Genomic DNA, 18,648 nt, shown 5'->3' on the forward strand with positions numbered 1-18,648 from the left:
TCTTGTTATAATTAAGGAGTACATGGTTCTTTTTGGAACAACTTTTGCTAAAATAGAGCTGGTTAATTATTTTTACGGAGGAAATTATGTCCTATAAAGACGATATGATGATTTTTGCCCTCAACTCAAACGTGCCATTAGCACAAAAGATTGCTGATCGTGTGGGCGTACCACTTTCAAAGTCAAGTGTTGAACGTTTTAGTGATGGCGAGATTCAAATTAATATTGATGAAACTGTACGTGGTAAAGACGTATACCTCATTCAATCCACCAGTGATCCAGTAAATGACAATTTAATGGAACTTTTGATTATGATTGATGCTGTACGTCGTGCCAGTGCTCGTACAATTAACATTGTGATGCCTTACTATGGTTACGCTCGTCAAGACCGTAAGACTCGTGCACGTGAACCAATTACTGCTAAGCTTGTTGCTGATATGCTTCAAACTGCAGGTGCAAATCGTATTTTGTCACTTGATTTACACGCACCACAAATTCAAGGCTTCTTTGATATTCCAGTTGATAACTTAATGGGTGCTCCACTTCTTGCTGATTACTTCTTACGTAACAACTTAGAAGAAGGCGCAGTTGTTGTGTCACCTGATCACGGTGGTGTTAACCGTGCTAGAAAGCTTGCTGAATTCTTAGGTTGTCCTATCGCAATCGTTGATAAGCGTCGTCCTAAGGCTAATGTCGCCGAAGTTATGAATATTATTGGTGATGTTAAGGGTAAGCGTGCAATTATCATTGATGACATGATTGATACTGCTGGTACTATTACTTTAGCAGCTCAAGCATTAATTGATGCAGGTGCTACTGAAGTTTATGCTAGTGCAACTCATGCTGTTCTTTCTGGTCCAGCTATCAAGAGATTAAATGCTTCACCAATTAAGAACTTAGTTCTTACTGATTCAATTAATCAACCAGCTGAAAAGAAGCTCGACAAGATGCTTTTAGTATCAGTGGGTCCACTTATGGGGGATGCTATCAAGTGCATTCAAGAACATAAGGCACTTAGCCCATTGTTTAATACTAGATATGAAGCAGACAAGAATGAATAATTAAAGATTTAAAAAGGACGACTAGTCGATTGACTAGCCGTTTTTTGTATTAGGTGAAAAACATGGCAAAATACTTATCTTTTGATATTGGCGGCACAAATTTGAAATATGCCTTGATTGATGAAGAAGGAAAAATTTTTGAAAAAGACAGAGTAGAGACGAATACAGAAAGTCTTGCTGCGTTTATGCAGCCAATTTATCAAGTAGCAGATAAATATCGAGGACAGTTTAAGGGAATTGCTGTTTGCGTACCAGGTAAGATTGATACTAAGCACAAAGTTATTTATTTTGGTGGTGCTCTGCCATTTCTTGATGGGCTGAATTTACAAGAAACTTTAGGCAAAAAATATCAGGTACCGGTTAGCGTAGAAAATGATGGTAAAGCTGCGGCTTTAGCAGAGCAATGGCATGGTGAATTACATGATGTAGCTGATGGCGTCACTATTACTCTAGGAACTGGCGTTGGTGGTGGGATAGTAGTTAATCATCGAGTCGTTCATGGTTGGACATTTCAAGCAGGAGAGCTTAGCTGGATGATTACTAACGCTGGAATAGGCGCCAAAAATATGGCAGCATATACTGGTTATACCTGTTCAGCGGTTAATATGATTAAAAAAATCAATTTAGCGTTAGGTAATGTTTCGAATCTAGCTGATGGTGTAGCAGCTTTTAAAGCGATTAATGAAGAAAATTTACGTGCATTGGCAATCTTTCAACGTTATTGTCGCAATGTGGCTATCATGATCATTAATATCCAAACTATCATTAATGCTTCCAAATTTGTAATTGGCGGTGGAATTAGTGCACAACCAGTCTTAATTGAAGAGATTAATAATCAATTGCATAAAATTTTAGAAAATAATCCAATGATTGGTAAGCAAATGATTGCTCCACCCGTAGTAGCCGCAAAGTATGGTAATGATGCCAACTTATATGGGGCTTTATATGCGTTGCTACTTGAATTGAAAGAAAAAAAGCGAACAAAAATGGACTAGTTTTTGGCTAGCCCATTTTATTAATTAAATTTATTCATTTTTAGATAAAGCTTTAGCAATACTTACGCTTGCTGCGGCGATGCTGACGACCATACCAGTCTTGCATCCTGTCTTCACAATATCCTTAATTAAGTCCTTGTTGTCATGAATGAAATCAAATGATAGCTTAGTATAATCCATGCAATAACCATGAATAGTATTCATTAAGTCTTTGACTTGTCTGTAGCCACTTTTTTCGACATGTTCAATCTCGTCTTCGGGATTAATTTGAGTTCTTACGTTTGTATTTAAATCGTCATTATTCATAACAGATACCTCTTTTCTATATAAATCTATTTTACCTCTTACGAGGCTTTCTTAAGTATCTTAATGCTCCATTTTTGACGTATTTTTGGAATTGTTCATAAAGGGGATCAAAAATTTGCGGTTGATCTTCGTCATGTGAAAGCATGGTCTTAGGGAAGAAGAAGCGCTCATCACCTTGGAAAGTACCATTTAATGCTCGAACTAAAGGACTAAGCTGGGATAATTCGATTAAACTGCCATCATCTTGCATGATTTCAATTTGACTATTAGCATTTTTACCTGATGGCTTATAAGCGTCATAAGGCTCGTCAAAAGCAGAATTAGTGGCAGTGTAGTAATCCGGATTGAATCCTGTTTGCTTAATAATATTTCTCAGTTTAGGCAATAGGTTTTTAGTTTCTTCGTCAATTCTTACACTAGCAAAAGGTTTTCTGTATAAGTATCTTTTAGCTAAATCTGATAAAATAGGATCCTGCGCTTCAGTCCACATTAAAAAGTTTGTTTCCATGACGCCATCATCTAAATTAAGATAATCATCAAGAGTCCAATTCCCTTCTAAAAAGCTAGCTAGACTAGAAGTAACTTTTAAATTACCCTTTTCGTAAATATCTTTTGCACGTTCAAGTAAATGCTGTAAAATAACCTCCATGGAACGGCCTACGCGGTGGAAGTAAACTTGTTGGTACATCTGATAGCGAGAGACTATATAATCTTCAACGGCATGCATACCGTTGTTAGTGAAACAAATTCCGTTTTGATAAGGTCTGATAACGCGTAAAATGCGGGATAAATCAAATCGACCATAGTTAACGCCTGTAAAGTATGCATCTCGTTGCAAGTAATCCATTCTGTCCGCATCAGCTTGACTAGAGATCATCTTAACTACTTGTGGATTAGGATAAGTTTTAGCAATTATGCTAGCTACCAATTCAGGAAAATTAGGTGCAACCTGTTTTAAAGCTTTGTTGATTTCAGTATTAGGATCTGTAATGATCTTTTGTCCAATTTTTTCATGATTAGTATTAAATAAATGTTCAAAAGTATGAGAATATGGACCATGGCCAATGTCGTGAAGTAAGCCCGCACATTCAACTAATAAGCGATTATCATCATTCCATAGACCATCACCTGGTGTGATAGAAGGATATTTTTTTGCAAAAATATCACAAATTCTTCTAGTAAGTTCATATACACCTAGATTATGTTCAAACCGGGTATGAGTAGCACCTGGGAAGACGTAGTTAACAGGTCCCAACTGCTTAATTCTGCGCATGCGTTGAAATTCCTTGGACTTAACAACGTCTAGAACAACTTTATCTTCGATATGGATATAACCGTGAACAGGGTCACGGAGCACAACTTCTTGTTTTAATTTTTCACTTTGAAATCTTGCCATAAAAACCACCAAGCTTGATAATTTAATTTTTGGAATTATATACTAAAATAGATTGTAACCACATAAAATTATAGCAAATATCAACCAAGAGTGTTTAATGAAAGGGATGAGGATATGGCAGCAATTACGGTTAATTTGACTAGTAAAATTACACAAGATGATGAAACAGAAACTTTTACTAAAGTAGCCTCAGGCCAGCTAGAAGAAAATAATGGTGTAATTCGTGTATCTTATAAAGAAGAGGGCACCATTCTTGTTAAAATGTTGTTGAAAGAGGATGAACTCATAATTAAGCGCGGGGTAGATAATAACAACTATTCTTTGATGAAATTTGTTCCTGGTGAGAAAGTTAATTGCCGCTATGTTGTTGAAGGACGACAAATGGATATGACTAGTGTGACAAATTTGCTTGAATATAAAGAGCAAGCAAGTTCACATCAACTTCGGCTTGAATATGACCTCTTTAATGGACTATACTTAATAGGTAACTATGCAGTCACGTTGATTTTTACTTAAACGCCTAGTAGAATAGTAAAGATTGTAAAAGAGAGGACGTACAGCTGTGGGATTAGACAAATTTAAAGACAAAAACCGCGATGAATTATCAATGATCGAAGTTGCACGAGCAATTTTGGAAGATAATGGTAAGAGAATGGCATTTGCCGATATCGTTAATGCCGTACAAAAATACTTGAATAAGAGTGACGAAGAAATTCGTGAACGTTTGCCACAATTTTATACTAATATGAATACTGATGGTGAATTTATCTCTATGGGTGAAAATGTATGGGCACTTCGTACTTGGTTCCCATATGAATCAGTTGATGAAGAAGTTAACCACCCAGAAGATGAAGAAGAAGACGATGCACGTAAGCACCATAAGAAGGTTAACGCATTCTTAGCAAGCGCTACTGGTGATGATGATATTATCGATTATGATAATGATGATCCAGAAGACGATGATTTAGACGCTACTGCTGACGATAGCGATGACGATTATGGTGATGATGATTCTGAATACGATGAAGATAATGACGATACAGATGACGTATTGCCAGACGGAATTGAAGGTCAATTATCACAATTAAACGATGATGATGACGACGAAGATAATTAATTTGCTTGACTTAAGAGGAAAAAGCAGATAGTATTTTTGTTGGGCACCCTATGTGCATTTAGCTCCCTAACAAGGGAGCTTTTTTGTTTAAAGGATAAGTTAAAAAGGAGCAAATAAATGACAAAATATATTTTCGTAACTGGTGGTGTCGTATCTTCACTTGGTAAGGGTATTACTGCATCAAGTTTAGGTCGACTTCTTAAAAATCGTGGTTTAAAAGTAACCATGCAAAAGTTTGACCCATACATTAACATTGACCCAGGAACAATGAGTCCTTACCAACACGGTGAAGTTTATGTTACCGATGACGGTACAGAGGCTGACCTTGACTTAGGTCACTATGAAAGAATTGTTGATGTTAGAACAAGTAAATATTCTAATGTAACTACTGGTAAGATTTACCAAGAAGTTCTTGAAAAAGAACGTCGCGGTGACTACAACGGTGCTACTGTACAAGTAATTCCACATATTACTGATATGATCAAGAAGAAGATTATGCGTGCAGCTCTTACTACTGATTCAGAAGTTATTATTTCTGAAATTGGTGGTACTGTTGGTGATATGGAATCAACTCCATTCATGGAAGCTATTCGTCAAATGCGTCGTGAAGTTGGTGAAGAAAATGTAATGTACATTCACTGTACTTTAGTTCCACTTCTTCACGCAGCTCATGAAATGAAGACTAAGCCAACTCAACACTCAGTTGCTGAACTTCGTAGCATCGGTATTCAACCTAACATGCTTGTTCTTCGTGCTGAACAACCAATTGATCAAGAACACAAAAACAAGATTTCAACTTTTACTGATGTTCCTGTTGATCGAATTATCGAATCCATTGATGCTCCTTCATTATTCGATGTGCCTTTGGCATTTCAAAAGCAAGGTATGGACCAAAAAGTTTGTGATTTCTTACATATTGAAAGTCCAAAGCCAGAAGCAGATATGAAAGGTTGGAAGAAGCTTGATGAACGTGCTAAGAACTTGAAGCACCACACTAAGATTACTTTGGTTGGTAAGTATGTAGAACTTGAAGATGCTTACATCTCAGTAACTGATGCTTTGCAACATGCTGGTTACCTTTACAACACCAAGATTGATGTAGATAAGGTTCAAGCAGAGGATATTACTGACGATAACATTGCTAAGATCATGGAAGGCTCTGATGGCTTAATCGTACCTGGTGGTTTTGGTACTCGTGGTCTTGAAGGTATGATCACTGCTATTAAGTATGCTCGTGAAAATGATATTCCATTCTTGGGTATTTGCTTAGGTATGCAAATGGCTAGTGTAGAATTTGCACGTGACATCTTGAATCTTGAAGATGCTAATACTACTGAAGCAGAACCACATTGTAAGAACAATATTATCGATATCATGGCTGATAAGCGTGATGAAGAAAATATTGGTGGTACCTTGCGTTTAGGTCTTTACCCAGCTGCTCTTAAGAAGGGTACTAAGACTCGTGAAGCTTACGATGATCAAGATGTAATTCAAGAACGTCACCGTCACCGCTTTGAATTTAACAACAAATATCGTGAAGCATTTGAAAAAGCTGGTATGGTATTCTCAGGTGTATCACCAGATAATCATTTGGTTGAAATCATTGAATTGCCAAAGAAGAAGTTCTTTATTGCAGCTCAATACCACCCAGAATTTTTGAGTCGTCCACAACGTCCAGAAGGATTATTTAAGTCATTTATCGGTGCAGCTAGTGGACTTCCAGCACAAGAATTTTAATGAATAATCACTTGAATTATACAAAATCTTAAGAAAACAAGAGTTGAGGGACCTCGGCTCTTGTTTTTTTCTCAAATTTCCTTTAACATTATTATGATTAATTGAAAGTAAAAGAAAAGGATTTGTTTTCGCCAATGAAGCAGATGATTATTCATGGTGGAAAGCCTCTACAAGGTGACGTTTGGATTGGTGGCGCAAAGAACTCTACAGTTGCGCTCATTCCAGCATCGATTTTGTCAAGAACACCAGTAACTTTGGAAGGCGTCCCAAGGATTGCTGATGTTGTCAACTTAATGGATTTATTAAGCGAGATGGATGTACATTGTGATTTTGGAGAAACCACATTACGTATTGATCCAGAGAATATTAAGATGAGTCCATTACCAGCTGGTAAGATTAAGAGTTTGCGTGCATCGTATTACTTCATGGGTGCGCTTCTCGGTCGTTTTGGCAAGGCAGTAGTAGGCTTCCCTGGTGGTGACGATATTGGACCACGTCCTATTGACCAACATATTAAGGGCTTTGAAGCTCTAGGCGCCAGTGTAAAAAATGAAAATGATCAAATTGTAATTACAGCACCAGAAGATGGATTGCATGGGGCAAAAATCCATTTGAAAATGCCGTCTGTTGGTGCAACGATGAATATTATTATGGCCAGTGTAACTGCACAAGGCCAAACTATTATTGAAAATGCAGCCAAAGAACCAGAAATTATTGATTTAGCGACCTTCTTGAATAATATGGGCGCAGTAATTCGTGGTGCCGGAACTGATTCTATCAGAATAGAAGGTGTGGATATGCTTAAAGCACAAATTCCACATACAATTATTCCTGATCGAATTGAAGCAGGTACTTATGTTTCCTTGGCTGCTTGCATTGGTAATGGTATTCGCATTCATAATATTATTGAGGAGCACCTGGATTCTTACTTAGCCAAGGTAGAAGAAATGGGTGTAGTAATTGACGCAGATGAAGATTCACTTTATGTTTACCCAGCAGGGGACTTAAAGATGGTACAAGTAAAGACAGACGTGTATCCTGGCTTTGCGACTGATCTTCAACAACCAATTACACCGCTTCTTTTAACTGCTAAATCAGGTGAAGGCGTAGTAATCGATAATATTTATCCAAAACGTAATGGTCATATTCCACAATTACAGAAGATGGGTGCCGATATTAAAGTTGAAGATAATATTATTTTGGCTCATCCAACTAAGCAACTTCATGGAGCTGAAGTAACAGCTGGTGAAATTAGAGCGGGAGCTTGCTTAATGATTGCCGGATTAATGGCAAATGGTACTACTGTAATTGATAAGGCTGGCAATATTTTGCGCGGATATGATCGTGTACAAGAGAAGCTTCGTCAACTTGGAGCTGATGTCACAATTAAAGATGATCCGAGTGAACCTGGTATATTAGACAATATCTAGTTAAAAAGCATATTCGAGTAAGAATATGCTTTTTTAATTTGTTACAATGAAAGAGGTTACATAAAAAGCAAAAGGATATAAGGAAAGTAAAATGGATTTAAAAAATAAAAAAGTGACTTTTTTTGATATGGATGGAACGCTAGTTGATAGTGAGACATTATATTTCCAGACACGTAAAGAAGTGTTGGCAAAATATGGTTTTGACTATCAAAAATCTGAGAATAATAAACTATTGGCAACCGGTTTTGAGCCTACATTGAGATATTTACAACAAAAAACTGGTGATAAAGTATTAGGACAAAAGATTTTTGATGAAGCCCTGGCTTTATTTAATCAAAGAGTTAAAGAAGGAAAATTAGCAGTTAAGCCTGGTGCTGAAAAACTGCTTAGCTTTTTACAAGAAAAAGGAATCAAATCTTACATTACCTCTTCTTCAGATATTGAAAAGATTAATTTTAATCTTAGTCATAATGATTTACGTCAGTATTTTGCAGGGATTGTTACCGGTGAAGATGTAAAAAATAATAAACCAGCCCCAGATATTTATTTGCATGCGTTAAATGTCGCAAAAGTAGATAAAAATGAAGCAGTAATTTTTGAAGATGCACCTAATGGGGTAGAGTCAGGATTAAATGCAGGGATTGATGTGGTACTTGTGCCAGATCAAGTAATGTCATCAGAAGAAATGATCAAGAAAGTAACCGTAGTTAAATCACTTGCAGATGCAGTTCCATTATTTGAGTAAAAAATAAGAGCTTGAGAATAATCTCAAGCTCTTATTGCTTTTAATATTTAATTATTAGTCGAGCAAGTCGTACTTCAAAGTCATCAAGCCGTGACCTTCGTCAACCATTTGACCAAGAAGTTCAACAGTGTTGTTGTAAACAGTGTCAGCCATCTTTTGGTTAGCTGCAATAAGTTTATCTTGTAATTCCTTACCTGAAAGATCCTTAACTTCCTTGTCAGTGTCGTGTTGGATCTTGTGGCATTGTGCCAAACTCTTTTGTTCAAAGGCATCTTCAAGTTCGCCGTATACACGGTAGTTGGTGTCGCCAAGTTGTGCAGTCAACTTGTTAAGCCAGAAAATCTTGTTCAAGTTGAACTTAGGAGTAGTTTGGAAGCTTTCTGGAGTAGTAGTTACGTTAGTATAGAATGGCACCATTGAATTGAAGGTGTTTGGACCAAAGGCTAACCATTGAACACCAGCGATTTCTGCAGGTACGTCATTTCTAATTTGTAAAATGTGAGTTTCAAAGTTTCTGTTGATACCGATTGGACGGAAGGTCTTCTTTTGTTCAGGAGTACCTTGATCACCATATGCATCGTATGGAGTGTCTTGGTAGTGTGAACTTTCAGCCCACTTGATGTCTTCGATTGAGATCAAACGATTTGCGTGGCAAATAAATGGTTGATCTTGGTCAGCAGGAGTGCCACCGAAGTCTGGGTCGAAGTAGTTGTGGATGTACCAAGCACGTGGGTTGTTGTAGTGAGCATCCTTGATAGTTGATGAACCAAAGATGTGACGCATGTTGTAGCCTTCACGGTCTGGGTTCAAGTGGTATTCACTGATTAAGTCCTTCAAGTCGCTTGCTGCAGCGAAGTTGTCAGTGTCATCGAAGTCGAATTCATCGATGTTCAAACGATTTGGTGCGATAACGTAAGCATCGTCAGGGATGCGACGTGCGATCCAGTGGTGGCCACCGATAGTTTCAAGGTACCAAATAGTGTCCTTATCTGAGAAGGCCATACCATTCATTTCGTAGGTACCGTATTTTTCAACAAGGTAACCTACACGCTTAACACCGTCAAATGCTGAATGAAGGTATGGAAGAGTTAAAGTAACAAAGTCTTCTTCACCTAAACCGCCTTCTGATGGGTCAAGAAGTGGGTCAACGCCTTGGATGCGTGAGTTAGTAGTGATAGTTTCAGTAGCAGTCATCGCAATGTTTTCTGCGTTGATACCTGCAGCACCCCAGATACCATTTTTGCCTGAAACATCGGGTGCAGAAGTGTAACGAAGAGGAGTTTCAGCTAAATCTTCGTCATCGATCTTTTGCTTGCTGATAACGCTAGTGTAGTGCTTAGGTTGGTCTTCTGGGTTAACTGCCTTGAAGCCTTCAGGGATAATGGTACGACCACCGTCTTCACTACGAGCGATCATGGTTGAGCCGTCAATAGTTGCTTTTTTACCAACTAAGATAGTAGTACATTCTGTTTGTTTCATTTGATCATTCCTTTACTAGATAATATTTACTTCATACTTAATATTGTATGCAAAAAGTATCCTAATTTCCACGAAATACGTTAGGACTAACGCCGCTATATCGTTTAAATGCTTTGGAGAAGGTAAATTCATCGCCATAGCCGACTGTATGTGCAATTTGCTTTAAATTATGCGTAGTATTTTGTAATTCTTTCTTAGCAGCTTCTATGCGCAATTGCATTAGATATTTTTGCGGTGATATCTTAGTATTCTTTCTAAATAAAGCATACAAGAAACTACGTGAGACGCCGAGACGGTTGCAGAGTTCTACGATATTGCAAGTAGGATCAGTGTAGTTTTTATTCAAGTAGTCGATAGCGATTTGGTATTGATCAACTTTAGGCGTTTTACGTACTGGTGGATGATCAGGAAATTCGCTCACCAGATGATAGAAGAGTTGATAGGTGAGGGATGCAATTTGAATGTTGTTGAGTAGCGAGGTCTTTTTGTTTAAAATGCCGTAGATTTTATGTAAAGTCGTGAAGAACTTAGTGTTTTGAATCTGCCGCAAAAAGTTTTTATTAGGCAAATTAGAAGCCTTAATCATCTGGTTGGTGCCAGGACCGGCTAACCCAATCCAGAAATACTGCCATGGTTCATCATGATCTGCTTGAAAGTAGCAGGTTTGACTACGTGGAATGTAGAATAGGTCGCCTTCTTTTAATTTGACTGAATGGTGGCCGCTTGAAGTAAAAGTGCCTTTACCCGACATGATGTAATAGAGGACATCGTTTTTGCGCAGATTATTGCCTTCGAAGTATTCGTCAGGCTGACAAGCTTGCTCACCATAAAATAGAATGTGGCTTTCGAGATTTTGATTGTTGAAATTATGATATTGGTTCGGCATATTTTCCTCGCTATTGAAAAACTTTTCTTCTATTCTTATTATAGAGAATGATTAAGATTATGGGGAAGAATGAGTATGGAAAAAGACAAGCAGGATAGATTTTTTGAACGATTTCAGACATCGCTAAGAGAACACCTACTCACTTTTAACGATGGCGTGATTGCGATTATTAGATGACTAAGTGGATTATCATTGATCCTTCGCAAATGGCGCTAGCAGTCTACGGCGGCGTTTATCTGTTGGTGCAAATGTGTGCGTTTTGGATCTTTGTGGCTGGCAATTATGGCCGCGTTCATAAGGGAGCCGTTTGGCAGACCGCACTGGTTAGAACGCTTTTGATAGGGATGCCATTAATTGTAATTTTGATTCTTTTGCCTAAAATCACTTTAATTGCTTATCTTGTTTTGCCAATCATTTCTTTTCTTACGCCTGATCGACCACGAAAACAGTTTAGACATTTTCATAAAAAGTAAAACGCCTGATTTTTATGTCAGGCGTTTTATTAGGGTTTAAAAAATATTTATAGAAAAATATGTGAGATTCGCAAATTATGAAATAGGATATTCAGCTTATTTGGCACCGCTTCTTCCATTAAATATAAGGTTAAGCAAAGTGGCACAGATGCTGGCAACTACGATACCGTTACCCAAGAACAATTGGATAGTTTGAGGAAGGGCTTGGAAAATTTGTGGATAAACGGTAACGCCTAAACCTAATCCGATAGAGATAGCTACAACCAAGATGTTACGGTTGTTTTCAAAGTCAACTTTGGTTAACATTCTGATCCCTTGAACGGCGATCATGGTGAACATGACTAACATGGCGCCGCCTAAGACAGAATCAGGAATAATGGTTACTAAAGCGCCGATTTTAGGAAGAAGACCCATAGCCATCAATAAGCCTGCAGCCCAGTAGATTGGGCGTTTTGTTTTAATACCAGATAATTGAAGCAGGCCAACGTTTTGTGAGAATGTAGTGTAGGGGAAGGTGTTGAAAAGCCCACCGAAGACTTGTGCCAGTCCTTCGGCACGATAACCGCGTTTAAGGTCATCTTCGGTAATATTTTTATGAAGCAGGTCGCCGATTGCAAAGAAGACACCGGTTGATTCAACCATAGAAACCAATGCAATGATGATCATTGTTAAACAAGAAGACCATTCAAATTCAGGCACGCCGAAGTAGAAAAGTTGAGGTAAGTGGAACCAAGAAGCTTGCGTAACGGGCTTTAATGAAACAAGACCCATAAAACCTGCAATGACGGTTCCGGCGATTAATCCGATCAAAACAGAAATTGAACGAAGGAACCCTTTGGTCCAGATTTCGATGGCAACGATGATGAGGATGGTAAGAAAGGCAGCGATAAGATTTTTCGCATCACCGAAGTCTTTGGCTTGAGCACTGCCACCGCCCATGTTTTGGACAGCAACAGGAATCAAAGTTAACCCAATAACTGTAATTAAAGTTCCTGTGACGACTGGCGGGAATAGCTTTTTAATTTTTGAGAACCAACCAGCGACTAGGAAAACGAAGATACCGGCGACGATGATTGCGCCGTACATCGTGTTGATCGAAAATTTTTGTCCGATCATTTCAAGTGGGGCAACAGCTTGGATGGCACAGCCTAAAACAACGGGAAGGCCGATACCAAAGTATTTGTTGCGGAACAATTGGATCATGGTGGCAAGACCACACATGAAGATATCAATGGAAACAAGGTAAGTCATTTGTTCGCTATTGAATTTAAGTGCGGTACCGATCAAAAGAGGAACGGCAACAGCACCGGAATACATGGCGAGCAGGTGTTGCAAACCTAAGACAGCAGCTTTTTTGTGACTAACTTCTTTTTGTGCCATTTTTTATTTATTCTTCTCCTTCGAAGTGTACTTGACCATCTTTGAAACTATCGATACTTGCTAGAGCTTCAAAGCGTAAGCCTTCGTTTTTAACCCAGTCGCTTCCGCCTTGGAAGGTTTTGGCAACGACGGCACCGACACCAACGATGTCACAGCCGGCTTGTTTAGCAATGTTAACCATACCTTTAACGGCTTCACCGTGGGCAACGAAGTCATCGATGATTAAAATGTTTTCGCCTTTGTGTAAGAATTTTTCTTCTACACAGATCTTATTGTTAACTTTCTTGGTGTATGAGAAGACATCTGCCCAGTAAACTGCATCGTTAAGAGTAGATGGCTTCTTCTTTCTAGCGAAGACCATTGGCACACCTAATTGGTAGGCGGTCATGATGCCGGGTACGATACCTGAAGCTTCACAGGTCAAGACTTTGTCGATCTTTTCATCGGCAAAAAGACGCTTGAATTCTTCACCAACCTGCATCATTAACTTAGGATCAACTTGGTGGTTCAAGAATGAGTTGATTTTAAGGACATCCCCATCCAAAACTTCGCCGTCTCGTTTAATTCTGTCTTCTAATAACTTCAACTACTTAATCCTCCTAAAGAAATAAGGACTTCTTCTACCCAAATTTCAGGTAAAAGAAGTCCTTAAGATATCTTTTCTTAACTTTCATTCACCTATAGTCCACCATTTACGGTAGTGGGTAGAAACTGCCGACCTTATTTCGACGATATATAGATATTATTGCGTTGGTTTAATAGTAACAGAATACATTACCGAACACAAGTAGAAAATTAAGCTTTAATGTTCGATTATTTCTTGTTGGAGAAGTAATATGTTTTTTATTTCGCCTTCTTTTTAAAAAATATTAATGTGAAAATTAGATAAGTGACTAATGCTAGGTTAAAGATGAGACCTGAAACGTGGTCAGCAATGCTAGGATCTGGAACGTAATGACGAATGAGGTAGTAGACAAGAAATAAAACTATCCAAAAGATCACGCTACCGTTAATTAACAAGCTTTTCTCTTCTTTGGGTAAATGTTTTCTACGTCCAGAAATTGTTTTAAAGGCAAGCTGTCTTAAGAAGTAGAAAGTAAATTGATAACTGGCGATACCGAGTAAAACAAAGGTAATGGCTAATACTGCCCATGCCCAGTCAGGTAGAAGATGCAAAGTCCAAATTAATATCAATGGAATAATGGCAAGAATGCAGAGAACTACACCAATAACGATTCGTCGGTTATTCTTATTTCTAAATTCATGAGCAGATGAATCGATTAAATCATTTTGTGTAGAAGTTAAAGCAAATTTATTTTGAGTGATTGATTTGAATTCGTGCATCATCAATTTAGCATGGATAAAATAGCCCAATGCAATAGCGATGATGATAATTGGGGCTATGTATGCTACTGTTCCAAAGATATTGTGAGAGATGAATACCAAAGTAGAAAATAGGCAAAATGAGGCAATTGCTAAAAAGAATAAAGCGATCGATAAACTTTCAAAGTGGGCCGCCTTTTTTGCGACTTCTAAGTATTGATCAATTTCTTGATCAGTGATTGCTGGTAAAGCTTTTTCTATTTTTTCTTCAGAACTTTTCCCGGGTAATTCAAAAGATGGTGTCCCATTCTTTAATAAATAGTCAGTGGTAACTCCGAATAATTCTGATAAATCGACTATCTTTTCGATGTCAGGTATCGATTGATTGCTTTCCCACTTAGAAACGGCTTGACGACTGACATTCATTTTTTCAGCCAAGGCTTCTTGTGAGAGACTAGATTTTTTGCGTAATCCCGCGATTTTTTGACCTAGTTTCATAATTGGTCGTCCTTTCTGTTTTGTTGATGATTTTAATTTATAACAAAGATTAGTTGCTAACAATAACTTTTTGCTTGCGTCTTAGGCAACTAGCGGTTGCAACTGGTAGTTGCATTACCTAAAAGCTGAACATTTAACTTCGGTTTCATAAATATTGATTGACCTTTTTGAAAATTCCTAGTAAAGTTGACTAAAAACGTGTAGTTGAAAAGAGGGAAAATCAAGTGGCTAAAAATCTAGACGATTTTGACAAGATTATTGTTCTTGACTTTGGTAGTCAATACAATCAATTAATCACTCGACGCATTCGTGATTTTGGCATCTACTCAGAACTTTTGCCCCACGATCTTTCAATTGATAAGATCAAGGAAATGAATCCTAAAGGAATTATTTTCTCAGGTGGGCCAAATAGTGTTTATGACGAAGGTGCTTTAAAAGTTGATCCTAAAATCTTTAAATTAGGTATTCCTATTTTGGGTATTTGTTACGGGATGCAACTGATGAGCTATGACTTGGGTGGTAAGGTTGAACCTGCTGACAACAAGGAATACGGTAGAGCAAACACTACTGTTGAAGATCCAGACAGCGCTTTGTTCAAGGGCTTACCAAGCAAGCAATACGTTTGGATGAGCCACGGTGACTTAGTAACTCAAGCACCTAAGGGCTTCGAAGTAACTGCTTCAAGCAAGAACTGTCCAATCGCTGCTATTGCTAACCCGGACAAGAAGTTCTATGGTATTCAATTCCACGCTGAAGTTCGTAACTCAGAATATGGTTTGGATATTTTGAAGCACTTTGCCTTTGACGTCTGTGGTGCTGCTGCCAACTGGACCATGAACGACTTCATCGACATGAAGGTTGATGAGATCCGTAAAGAAGTTGGCGACAAGAAAGTCATCTTAGGTCTTTCGGGTGGTGTAGATTCTAGCGTTACTGCTACTCTTTTACACAAAGCAATCGGCGATCAATTAACTGCAATTTTTGTTGATCACGGAATGCTGCGTAAAGACGAAGGCAATCAAGTAATGCAAGCCTTGAACAAGGATCTTGGTGTTAACATCATTCGGGTTAATGCCCAAAAGAGATTCTTAGACAAGTTGAAAGGTGTAACTGATCCTGAAAAGAAGCGTAAGATTATCGGTAAGGAATTCATCGAGGTCTTTAACGAAGAAGCTAAGAAGTTAAAGGATGTAGATTTCTTAGCTCAAGGTACGCTTTATACTGATGTTATCGAGTCAGGTACCAACACTGCCCAAACGATTAAGTCCCATCACAACGTTGGTGGTCTTCCTAAGGACATGCATTTCAAGCTGATTGAACCACTGCGTAAGTTGTTCAAAGATGAAGTACGTGAACTTGGTGAAAAGCTTGGTATCCCACATGACTTGGTATGGCGTCAGCCATTCCCAGGCCCTGGTCTTGGTATCCGTGTTCTTGGTGAAGTGACTGAAGACAAGCTTAAGATTGTGCGTGAATCTGATGCGATTTTACGAGAAGAGATCAAGAAGGCAGGTTTACAAGAAAAGATCTGGCAATACTTCACCGTTCTTCCAGGTATTCGCTCCGTTGGAGTAATGGGCGATGGACGTACTTATGACTATACGATTGGTATTCGTGCCGTAACCTCAATTGATGGGATGACTGCAGATTTTGCCCAAATTCCATGGGATGTACTTGGTCACATTTCAGATAGAATCGTCAATGAAGTAGATAACGTTAACCGCGTAGTTTACGATGTGACGAGTAAGCCACCTTCAACGATTGAATGGGAGTAATTTAATTAATTTTAGACTTTCACTCAAAAAAAACCTAATAAATCAAGGTTTATTGATACCAAGATTTATTAGGATTTCTTAATTTCTGAGTTTTTCCCAGACACTTTATTTAGACTATTTTCTTAACTTGTGCACCTTATGGGCTAGAACCATTTCTTTATTGCGATCTTCATAGATCATATCCTTGATGTAATTCCATGGGATTAACAAAGGCGTTTTGCTATTTTTACGGAAAATGAAGTCTGCGTGTCGTCTTTCCAAGTGACGCAAATATCTTTTAGCATTTTGAATCTTAGTATGGTGTTCCAAATGCAATCGTGGTTCGAAATCGACGATTTTGTGTTCAGCGTTGAAAATAGGTCTAACTTTATGGTGCCAGTTCTCAGCGCTAGAGATATGATCGCTGACCTTTTTTCCGGCTTCTACGATATTCTCTTTGGTTGCTGGACTTTTCTGATCCTTAAACTCCCCATGTGGATCTAGATAGTAGTTGCCCAAACCATCTTGACGATAAAGTCGTATTTTCTTGAATGTCTTATTTTTCTTGTCCATTCTTACTTCGATAACGTCACCATTTTTGTGATTCATTAAATACATGTGATGTTTTCTAGTGTAATTTGCACTTTTCATGATCAGAAATCTCACCTCTACATTAATTATTCTGAAACGATATTATACCAGTATTTTAACTATATTTTTAATTTAATGGCATAAAAGTTGCTATTTTTTTAGGAAATTAGACGAAAGGATGTAGTGTTTGGTTGTTATTTTCTATACGCCAGCATAATAAAAGGTATTCCCCTTTTTACAGCTGAAGACTATTAAGTAATCACTAACTTATAATAAAATCGTTTAAAGCCGGGAGAAAAGGTGTTACGCTTAAGTAGGACGAGGTTATAGAATAATTATTTTAAAGTAATTAATTGTATACAAAAACATGCTTAGCTTCGGAAAAAGCTAAGCATGATGTCCCATAATATGAGTCGCTTGCAATTTATCTTGCAAGCGGCTTTTATTTTAGAAAAAATAATAAATATTGCAAGAGTATTGATTTCTGTTTTTGTACAGAAAATAAAATTTATTTATTTTTAATTGAATACCTTTAAATTAATCATGCGGTTTGTTAACCGTATAGATAATTTTGGTACTCTTTTCAAACAATTTCTTTCATGGCAAAATATGACTTAGAAAAACAAAAAAGAAAAATTTTGCTGCAGAAAAGGGTTGTCGTGTTCGATAAGTACTGCAATTGGAGGATAGTCAGTTACTTAGACCTATTTGTAGAAGATGATAAATAAAGCTGCTCGATATTTGTTCGAGGAGCTTTTTGTTTTACCATAGAAATGAATCAAGTTAGGAAAGTGAATGCAATGGAAGTATTTTACGAACGGGGATGCAAGCTTTTTTTCAAAAAGCATAAGAATGAACAAAAGCTAATTAAGAAGTTGATTGAACAAGCGATTGTCAAAGAGTTGGCAACAGGCATGAGTAAGGTGAAGGTGGCAGCACCAACGCGGATTGAAGGAAAGGCGATTTATGAATTTCGTTTAAATTTGAAAACAGCTGGTTCAGCGCGGATTGCTTTTGCGGTAAAGAACGAGCAAGTACTGGTTCTTTTGATTACTTCGAATTTGCAAAAGGATAGCTTTAGCCGCGAACTAGAAACTAGCTTGAAAGGAAGCAATTATACGTTTAATTCCCGGTCAACTACCCCAGAATAAATTCTGGGGCTTAGTGGCTTGCTAGCTTGCGCTAACCAGAACACCAACTTGCTTAGATACGGACTTGACTTACCAGCAGTAATCTTTTGACTATTGCTGATAGAGGTCGTCTAATTACCAAAGCCTTTTGAGTCCGCGAGTTGCTAGCGGACTGCAGCCCCGAATAAGGCTGCTTTTTTTATTTTAGGATTTTGCCACTTGCTTAATCCTTTTTCTAAGATGTTCACGGCCGCATTCCAATCACGAATATGGGGCGTTCGACAGATTGGGCAAGTCCATTCCCGATCCTTAAGGGTTAATTTCTTATAACCGTTTTGCCCCATAAT

Annotated in this window: 19 protein-coding genes and 1 riboswitch; of the genes, 10 read left to right on the forward strand and 9 right to left on the reverse strand. The window is 38.0% G+C overall.

The annotated features are described in order from the left end of the window. The first annotated feature begins 86 nt into the window (after nucleotides 1-86). Complete coding sequence (locus FC37_RS06440) at nucleotides 87-1,061, forward strand: ribose-phosphate diphosphokinase (RefSeq protein ID WP_025005722.1); 975 nt, start codon at nucleotides 87-89, stop codon at nucleotides 1,059-1,061. Nucleotides 1,062-1,123: 62 nt separating this feature from the next. After that, nucleotides 1,124-2,056: an ROK family protein gene (locus FC37_RS06445; protein ID WP_056945554.1), complete on the forward strand. Its 933-nt coding sequence runs from the start codon at nucleotides 1,124-1,126 to the stop codon at nucleotides 2,054-2,056. A gap of 30 nt (nucleotides 2,057-2,086) precedes the next feature. Here FC37_RS06445 and FC37_RS06450 read toward each other — a convergent pair whose 3' ends face one another. Both FC37_RS06450 and FC37_RS06455 read right to left on the reverse strand, forming a co-directional pair. Beyond that, a complete protein-coding gene (locus tag FC37_RS06450; protein WP_025005723.1) occupies nucleotides 2,087-2,362 on the reverse strand; it encodes a hypothetical protein in 276 nt (91 codons plus the stop codon). Nucleotides 2,363-2,393: 31 nt separating this feature from the next. Next, nucleotides 2,394-3,758, reverse strand: a complete 1,365-nt coding sequence (locus FC37_RS06455; RefSeq protein WP_056945555.1) for an HD domain-containing protein — start codon at nucleotides 3,756-3,758, stop codon at nucleotides 2,394-2,396. A 114-nt stretch (nucleotides 3,759-3,872) separates the two neighbouring features. Here FC37_RS06455 and FC37_RS06460 point away from each other — a divergent pair, with 114 nt between their 5' ends. The 5 genes from FC37_RS06460 to FC37_RS10070 all read left to right on the forward strand — a co-directional run bounded on the left by FC37_RS06460 (nucleotide 3,873) and on the right by FC37_RS10070 (nucleotide 8,787). Beyond that, nucleotides 3,873-4,274: a YwiB family protein gene (locus tag FC37_RS06460; protein ID WP_056945556.1), complete on the forward strand. Its 402-nt coding sequence runs from the start codon at nucleotides 3,873-3,875 to the stop codon at nucleotides 4,272-4,274. Between the two features lie 46 nt (nucleotides 4,275-4,320). Beyond that, nucleotides 4,321-4,875, forward strand: coding sequence for a DNA-directed RNA polymerase subunit delta (gene rpoE, locus FC37_RS06465; protein WP_056945557.1), 555 nt, complete (start codon nucleotides 4,321-4,323; stop codon nucleotides 4,873-4,875). Nucleotides 4,876-4,992: 117 nt separating this feature from the next. Next, complete coding sequence (locus tag FC37_RS06470; RefSeq protein WP_025005724.1) at nucleotides 4,993-6,612, forward strand: CTP synthase; 1,620 nt, start codon at nucleotides 4,993-4,995, stop codon at nucleotides 6,610-6,612. Between the two features lie 134 nt (nucleotides 6,613-6,746). Beyond that, nucleotides 6,747-8,042 carry a UDP-N-acetylglucosamine 1-carboxyvinyltransferase gene (locus tag FC37_RS06475; RefSeq protein ID WP_056945558.1) on the forward strand — a complete coding sequence of 432 codons (1,296 nt, stop codon included), beginning with the start codon at nucleotides 6,747-6,749 and terminating at the stop codon, nucleotides 8,040-8,042. A 91-nt stretch (nucleotides 8,043-8,133) separates the two neighbouring features. Then, on the forward strand, nucleotides 8,134-8,787 hold the full coding sequence (locus FC37_RS10070; RefSeq protein WP_081776566.1) for an HAD family hydrolase: 654 nt from the start codon (nucleotides 8,134-8,136) through the stop codon (nucleotides 8,785-8,787). 54 nt (nucleotides 8,788-8,841) lie between these two features. Here FC37_RS10070 and FC37_RS06490 read toward each other — a convergent pair whose 3' ends face one another. Next, nucleotides 8,842-10,266: a C69 family dipeptidase gene (locus tag FC37_RS06490; protein ID WP_025005725.1), complete on the reverse strand. Its 1,425-nt coding sequence runs from the start codon at nucleotides 10,264-10,266 to the stop codon at nucleotides 8,842-8,844. Between the two features lie 61 nt (nucleotides 10,267-10,327). Next, nucleotides 10,328-11,152, reverse strand: coding sequence for an AraC family transcriptional regulator (locus FC37_RS06495; protein ID WP_025005726.1), 825 nt, complete (start codon nucleotides 11,150-11,152; stop codon nucleotides 10,328-10,330). Nucleotides 11,153-11,325: 173 nt separating this feature from the next. Here FC37_RS06495 and FC37_RS06500 point away from each other — a divergent pair, with 173 nt between their 5' ends. Next, nucleotides 11,326-11,625 (forward strand): hypothetical protein, encoded by a 300-nt coding sequence (locus FC37_RS06500; RefSeq protein ID WP_236697293.1) that lies wholly within the window; start codon nucleotides 11,326-11,328, stop codon nucleotides 11,623-11,625. A 96-nt stretch (nucleotides 11,626-11,721) separates the two neighbouring features. Here the strand turns inward: FC37_RS06500 and FC37_RS06505 are convergent, their stop codons facing one another. From FC37_RS06505 to FC37_RS06515, 3 genes are all read right to left on the reverse strand, one after another. Next, nucleotides 11,722-13,005: a nucleobase:cation symporter-2 family protein gene (locus FC37_RS06505; RefSeq protein WP_025005727.1), complete on the reverse strand. Its 1,284-nt coding sequence runs from the start codon at nucleotides 13,003-13,005 to the stop codon at nucleotides 11,722-11,724. A gap of 7 nt (nucleotides 13,006-13,012) precedes the next feature. Beyond that, the gene (locus FC37_RS06510; RefSeq protein ID WP_025005728.1) at nucleotides 13,013-13,591 is read right to left on the reverse strand and encodes a xanthine phosphoribosyltransferase; all 579 of its coding nucleotides are present in this window, start codon (nucleotides 13,589-13,591) and stop codon (nucleotides 13,013-13,015) included. Nucleotides 13,592-13,666: 75 nt separating this feature from the next. After that, nucleotides 13,667-13,764: riboswitch (purine riboswitch) on the reverse strand. 84 nt (nucleotides 13,765-13,848) lie between these two features. Continuing rightward, nucleotides 13,849-14,826 carry a helix-turn-helix domain-containing protein gene (locus FC37_RS06515; RefSeq protein WP_025005729.1) on the reverse strand — a complete coding sequence of 326 codons (978 nt, stop codon included), beginning with the start codon at nucleotides 14,824-14,826 and terminating at the stop codon, nucleotides 13,849-13,851. Nucleotides 14,827-15,050: 224 nt separating this feature from the next. Between FC37_RS06515 and guaA the strand changes: the two genes are divergently transcribed. Next, nucleotides 15,051-16,601 carry a glutamine-hydrolyzing GMP synthase gene (gene guaA / locus FC37_RS06520; RefSeq protein WP_056945559.1) on the forward strand — a complete coding sequence of 517 codons (1,551 nt, stop codon included), beginning with the start codon at nucleotides 15,051-15,053 and terminating at the stop codon, nucleotides 16,599-16,601. A gap of 114 nt (nucleotides 16,602-16,715) precedes the next feature. On the opposite strand, the gene FC37_RS06525 is transcribed toward guaA, so the two are convergent. Next, nucleotides 16,716-17,231: a hypothetical protein gene (locus FC37_RS06525; RefSeq protein ID WP_025005730.1), complete on the reverse strand. Its 516-nt coding sequence runs from the start codon at nucleotides 17,229-17,231 to the stop codon at nucleotides 16,716-16,718. A gap of 740 nt (nucleotides 17,232-17,971) precedes the next feature. Here FC37_RS06525 and FC37_RS06530 point away from each other — a divergent pair. After that, complete coding sequence (locus tag FC37_RS06530; RefSeq protein ID WP_025005731.1) at nucleotides 17,972-18,322, forward strand: hypothetical protein; 351 nt, start codon at nucleotides 17,972-17,974, stop codon at nucleotides 18,320-18,322. 143 nt (nucleotides 18,323-18,465) lie between these two features. Here the strand turns inward: FC37_RS06530 and FC37_RS06535 are convergent. Then, on the reverse strand, nucleotides 18,466-18,648 hold a 183-nt coding region (locus FC37_RS06535; RefSeq protein ID WP_156400664.1), incomplete at its 5' end, for a zinc ribbon domain-containing protein.

The sequence above is a fragment of the Lactobacillus gallinarum DSM 10532 = JCM 2011 genome (assembly GCF_001434975.1).
GTDB classification, from domain to species: Bacteria; Bacillota; Bacilli; order Lactobacillales; family Lactobacillaceae; genus Lactobacillus; species Lactobacillus gallinarum.

Coding starts and splice junctions, on each gene's coding strand:
- FC37_RS06440 (WP_025005722.1), top strand. CDS start 87: ATGTCCTATAAAGACGATATGATGATTTTTGCCCTCAACTCAAACGTG.
- FC37_RS06445 (WP_056945554.1), top strand. CDS start 1,124: ATGGCAAAATACTTATCTTTTGATATTGGCGGCACAAATTTGAAATAT.
- FC37_RS06450 (WP_025005723.1), bottom strand. CDS start 2,362: ATGAATAATGACGATTTAAATACAAACGTAAGAACTCAAATTAATCCC.
- FC37_RS06455 (WP_056945555.1), bottom strand. CDS start 3,758: ATGGCAAGATTTCAAAGTGAAAAATTAAAACAAGAAGTTGTGCTCCGT.
- FC37_RS06460 (WP_056945556.1), top strand. CDS start 3,873: ATGGCAGCAATTACGGTTAATTTGACTAGTAAAATTACACAAGATGAT.
- FC37_RS06470 (WP_025005724.1), top strand. CDS start 4,993: ATGACAAAATATATTTTCGTAACTGGTGGTGTCGTATCTTCACTTGGT.
- FC37_RS06475 (WP_056945558.1), top strand. CDS start 6,747: ATGAAGCAGATGATTATTCATGGTGGAAAGCCTCTACAAGGTGACGTT.
- FC37_RS10070 (WP_081776566.1), top strand. CDS start 8,134: ATGGATTTAAAAAATAAAAAAGTGACTTTTTTTGATATGGATGGAACG.
- FC37_RS06490 (WP_025005725.1), bottom strand. CDS start 10,266: ATGAAACAAACAGAATGTACTACTATCTTAGTTGGTAAAAAAGCAACT.
- FC37_RS06495 (WP_025005726.1), bottom strand. CDS start 11,152: ATGCCGAACCAATATCATAATTTCAACAATCAAAATCTCGAAAGCCAC.
- FC37_RS06500 (WP_236697293.1), top strand. CDS start 11,326: ATGACTAAGTGGATTATCATTGATCCTTCGCAAATGGCGCTAGCAGTC.
- FC37_RS06505 (WP_025005727.1), bottom strand. CDS start 13,005: ATGGCACAAAAAGAAGTTAGTCACAAAAAAGCTGCTGTCTTAGGTTTG.
- FC37_RS06515 (WP_025005729.1), bottom strand. CDS start 14,826: ATGAAACTAGGTCAAAAAATCGCGGGATTACGCAAAAAATCTAGTCTC.
- FC37_RS06525 (WP_025005730.1), bottom strand. CDS start 17,231: ATGAAAAGTGCAAATTACACTAGAAAACATCACATGTATTTAATGAAT.
- FC37_RS06530 (WP_025005731.1), top strand. CDS start 17,972: ATGGAAGTATTTTACGAACGGGGATGCAAGCTTTTTTTCAAAAAGCAT.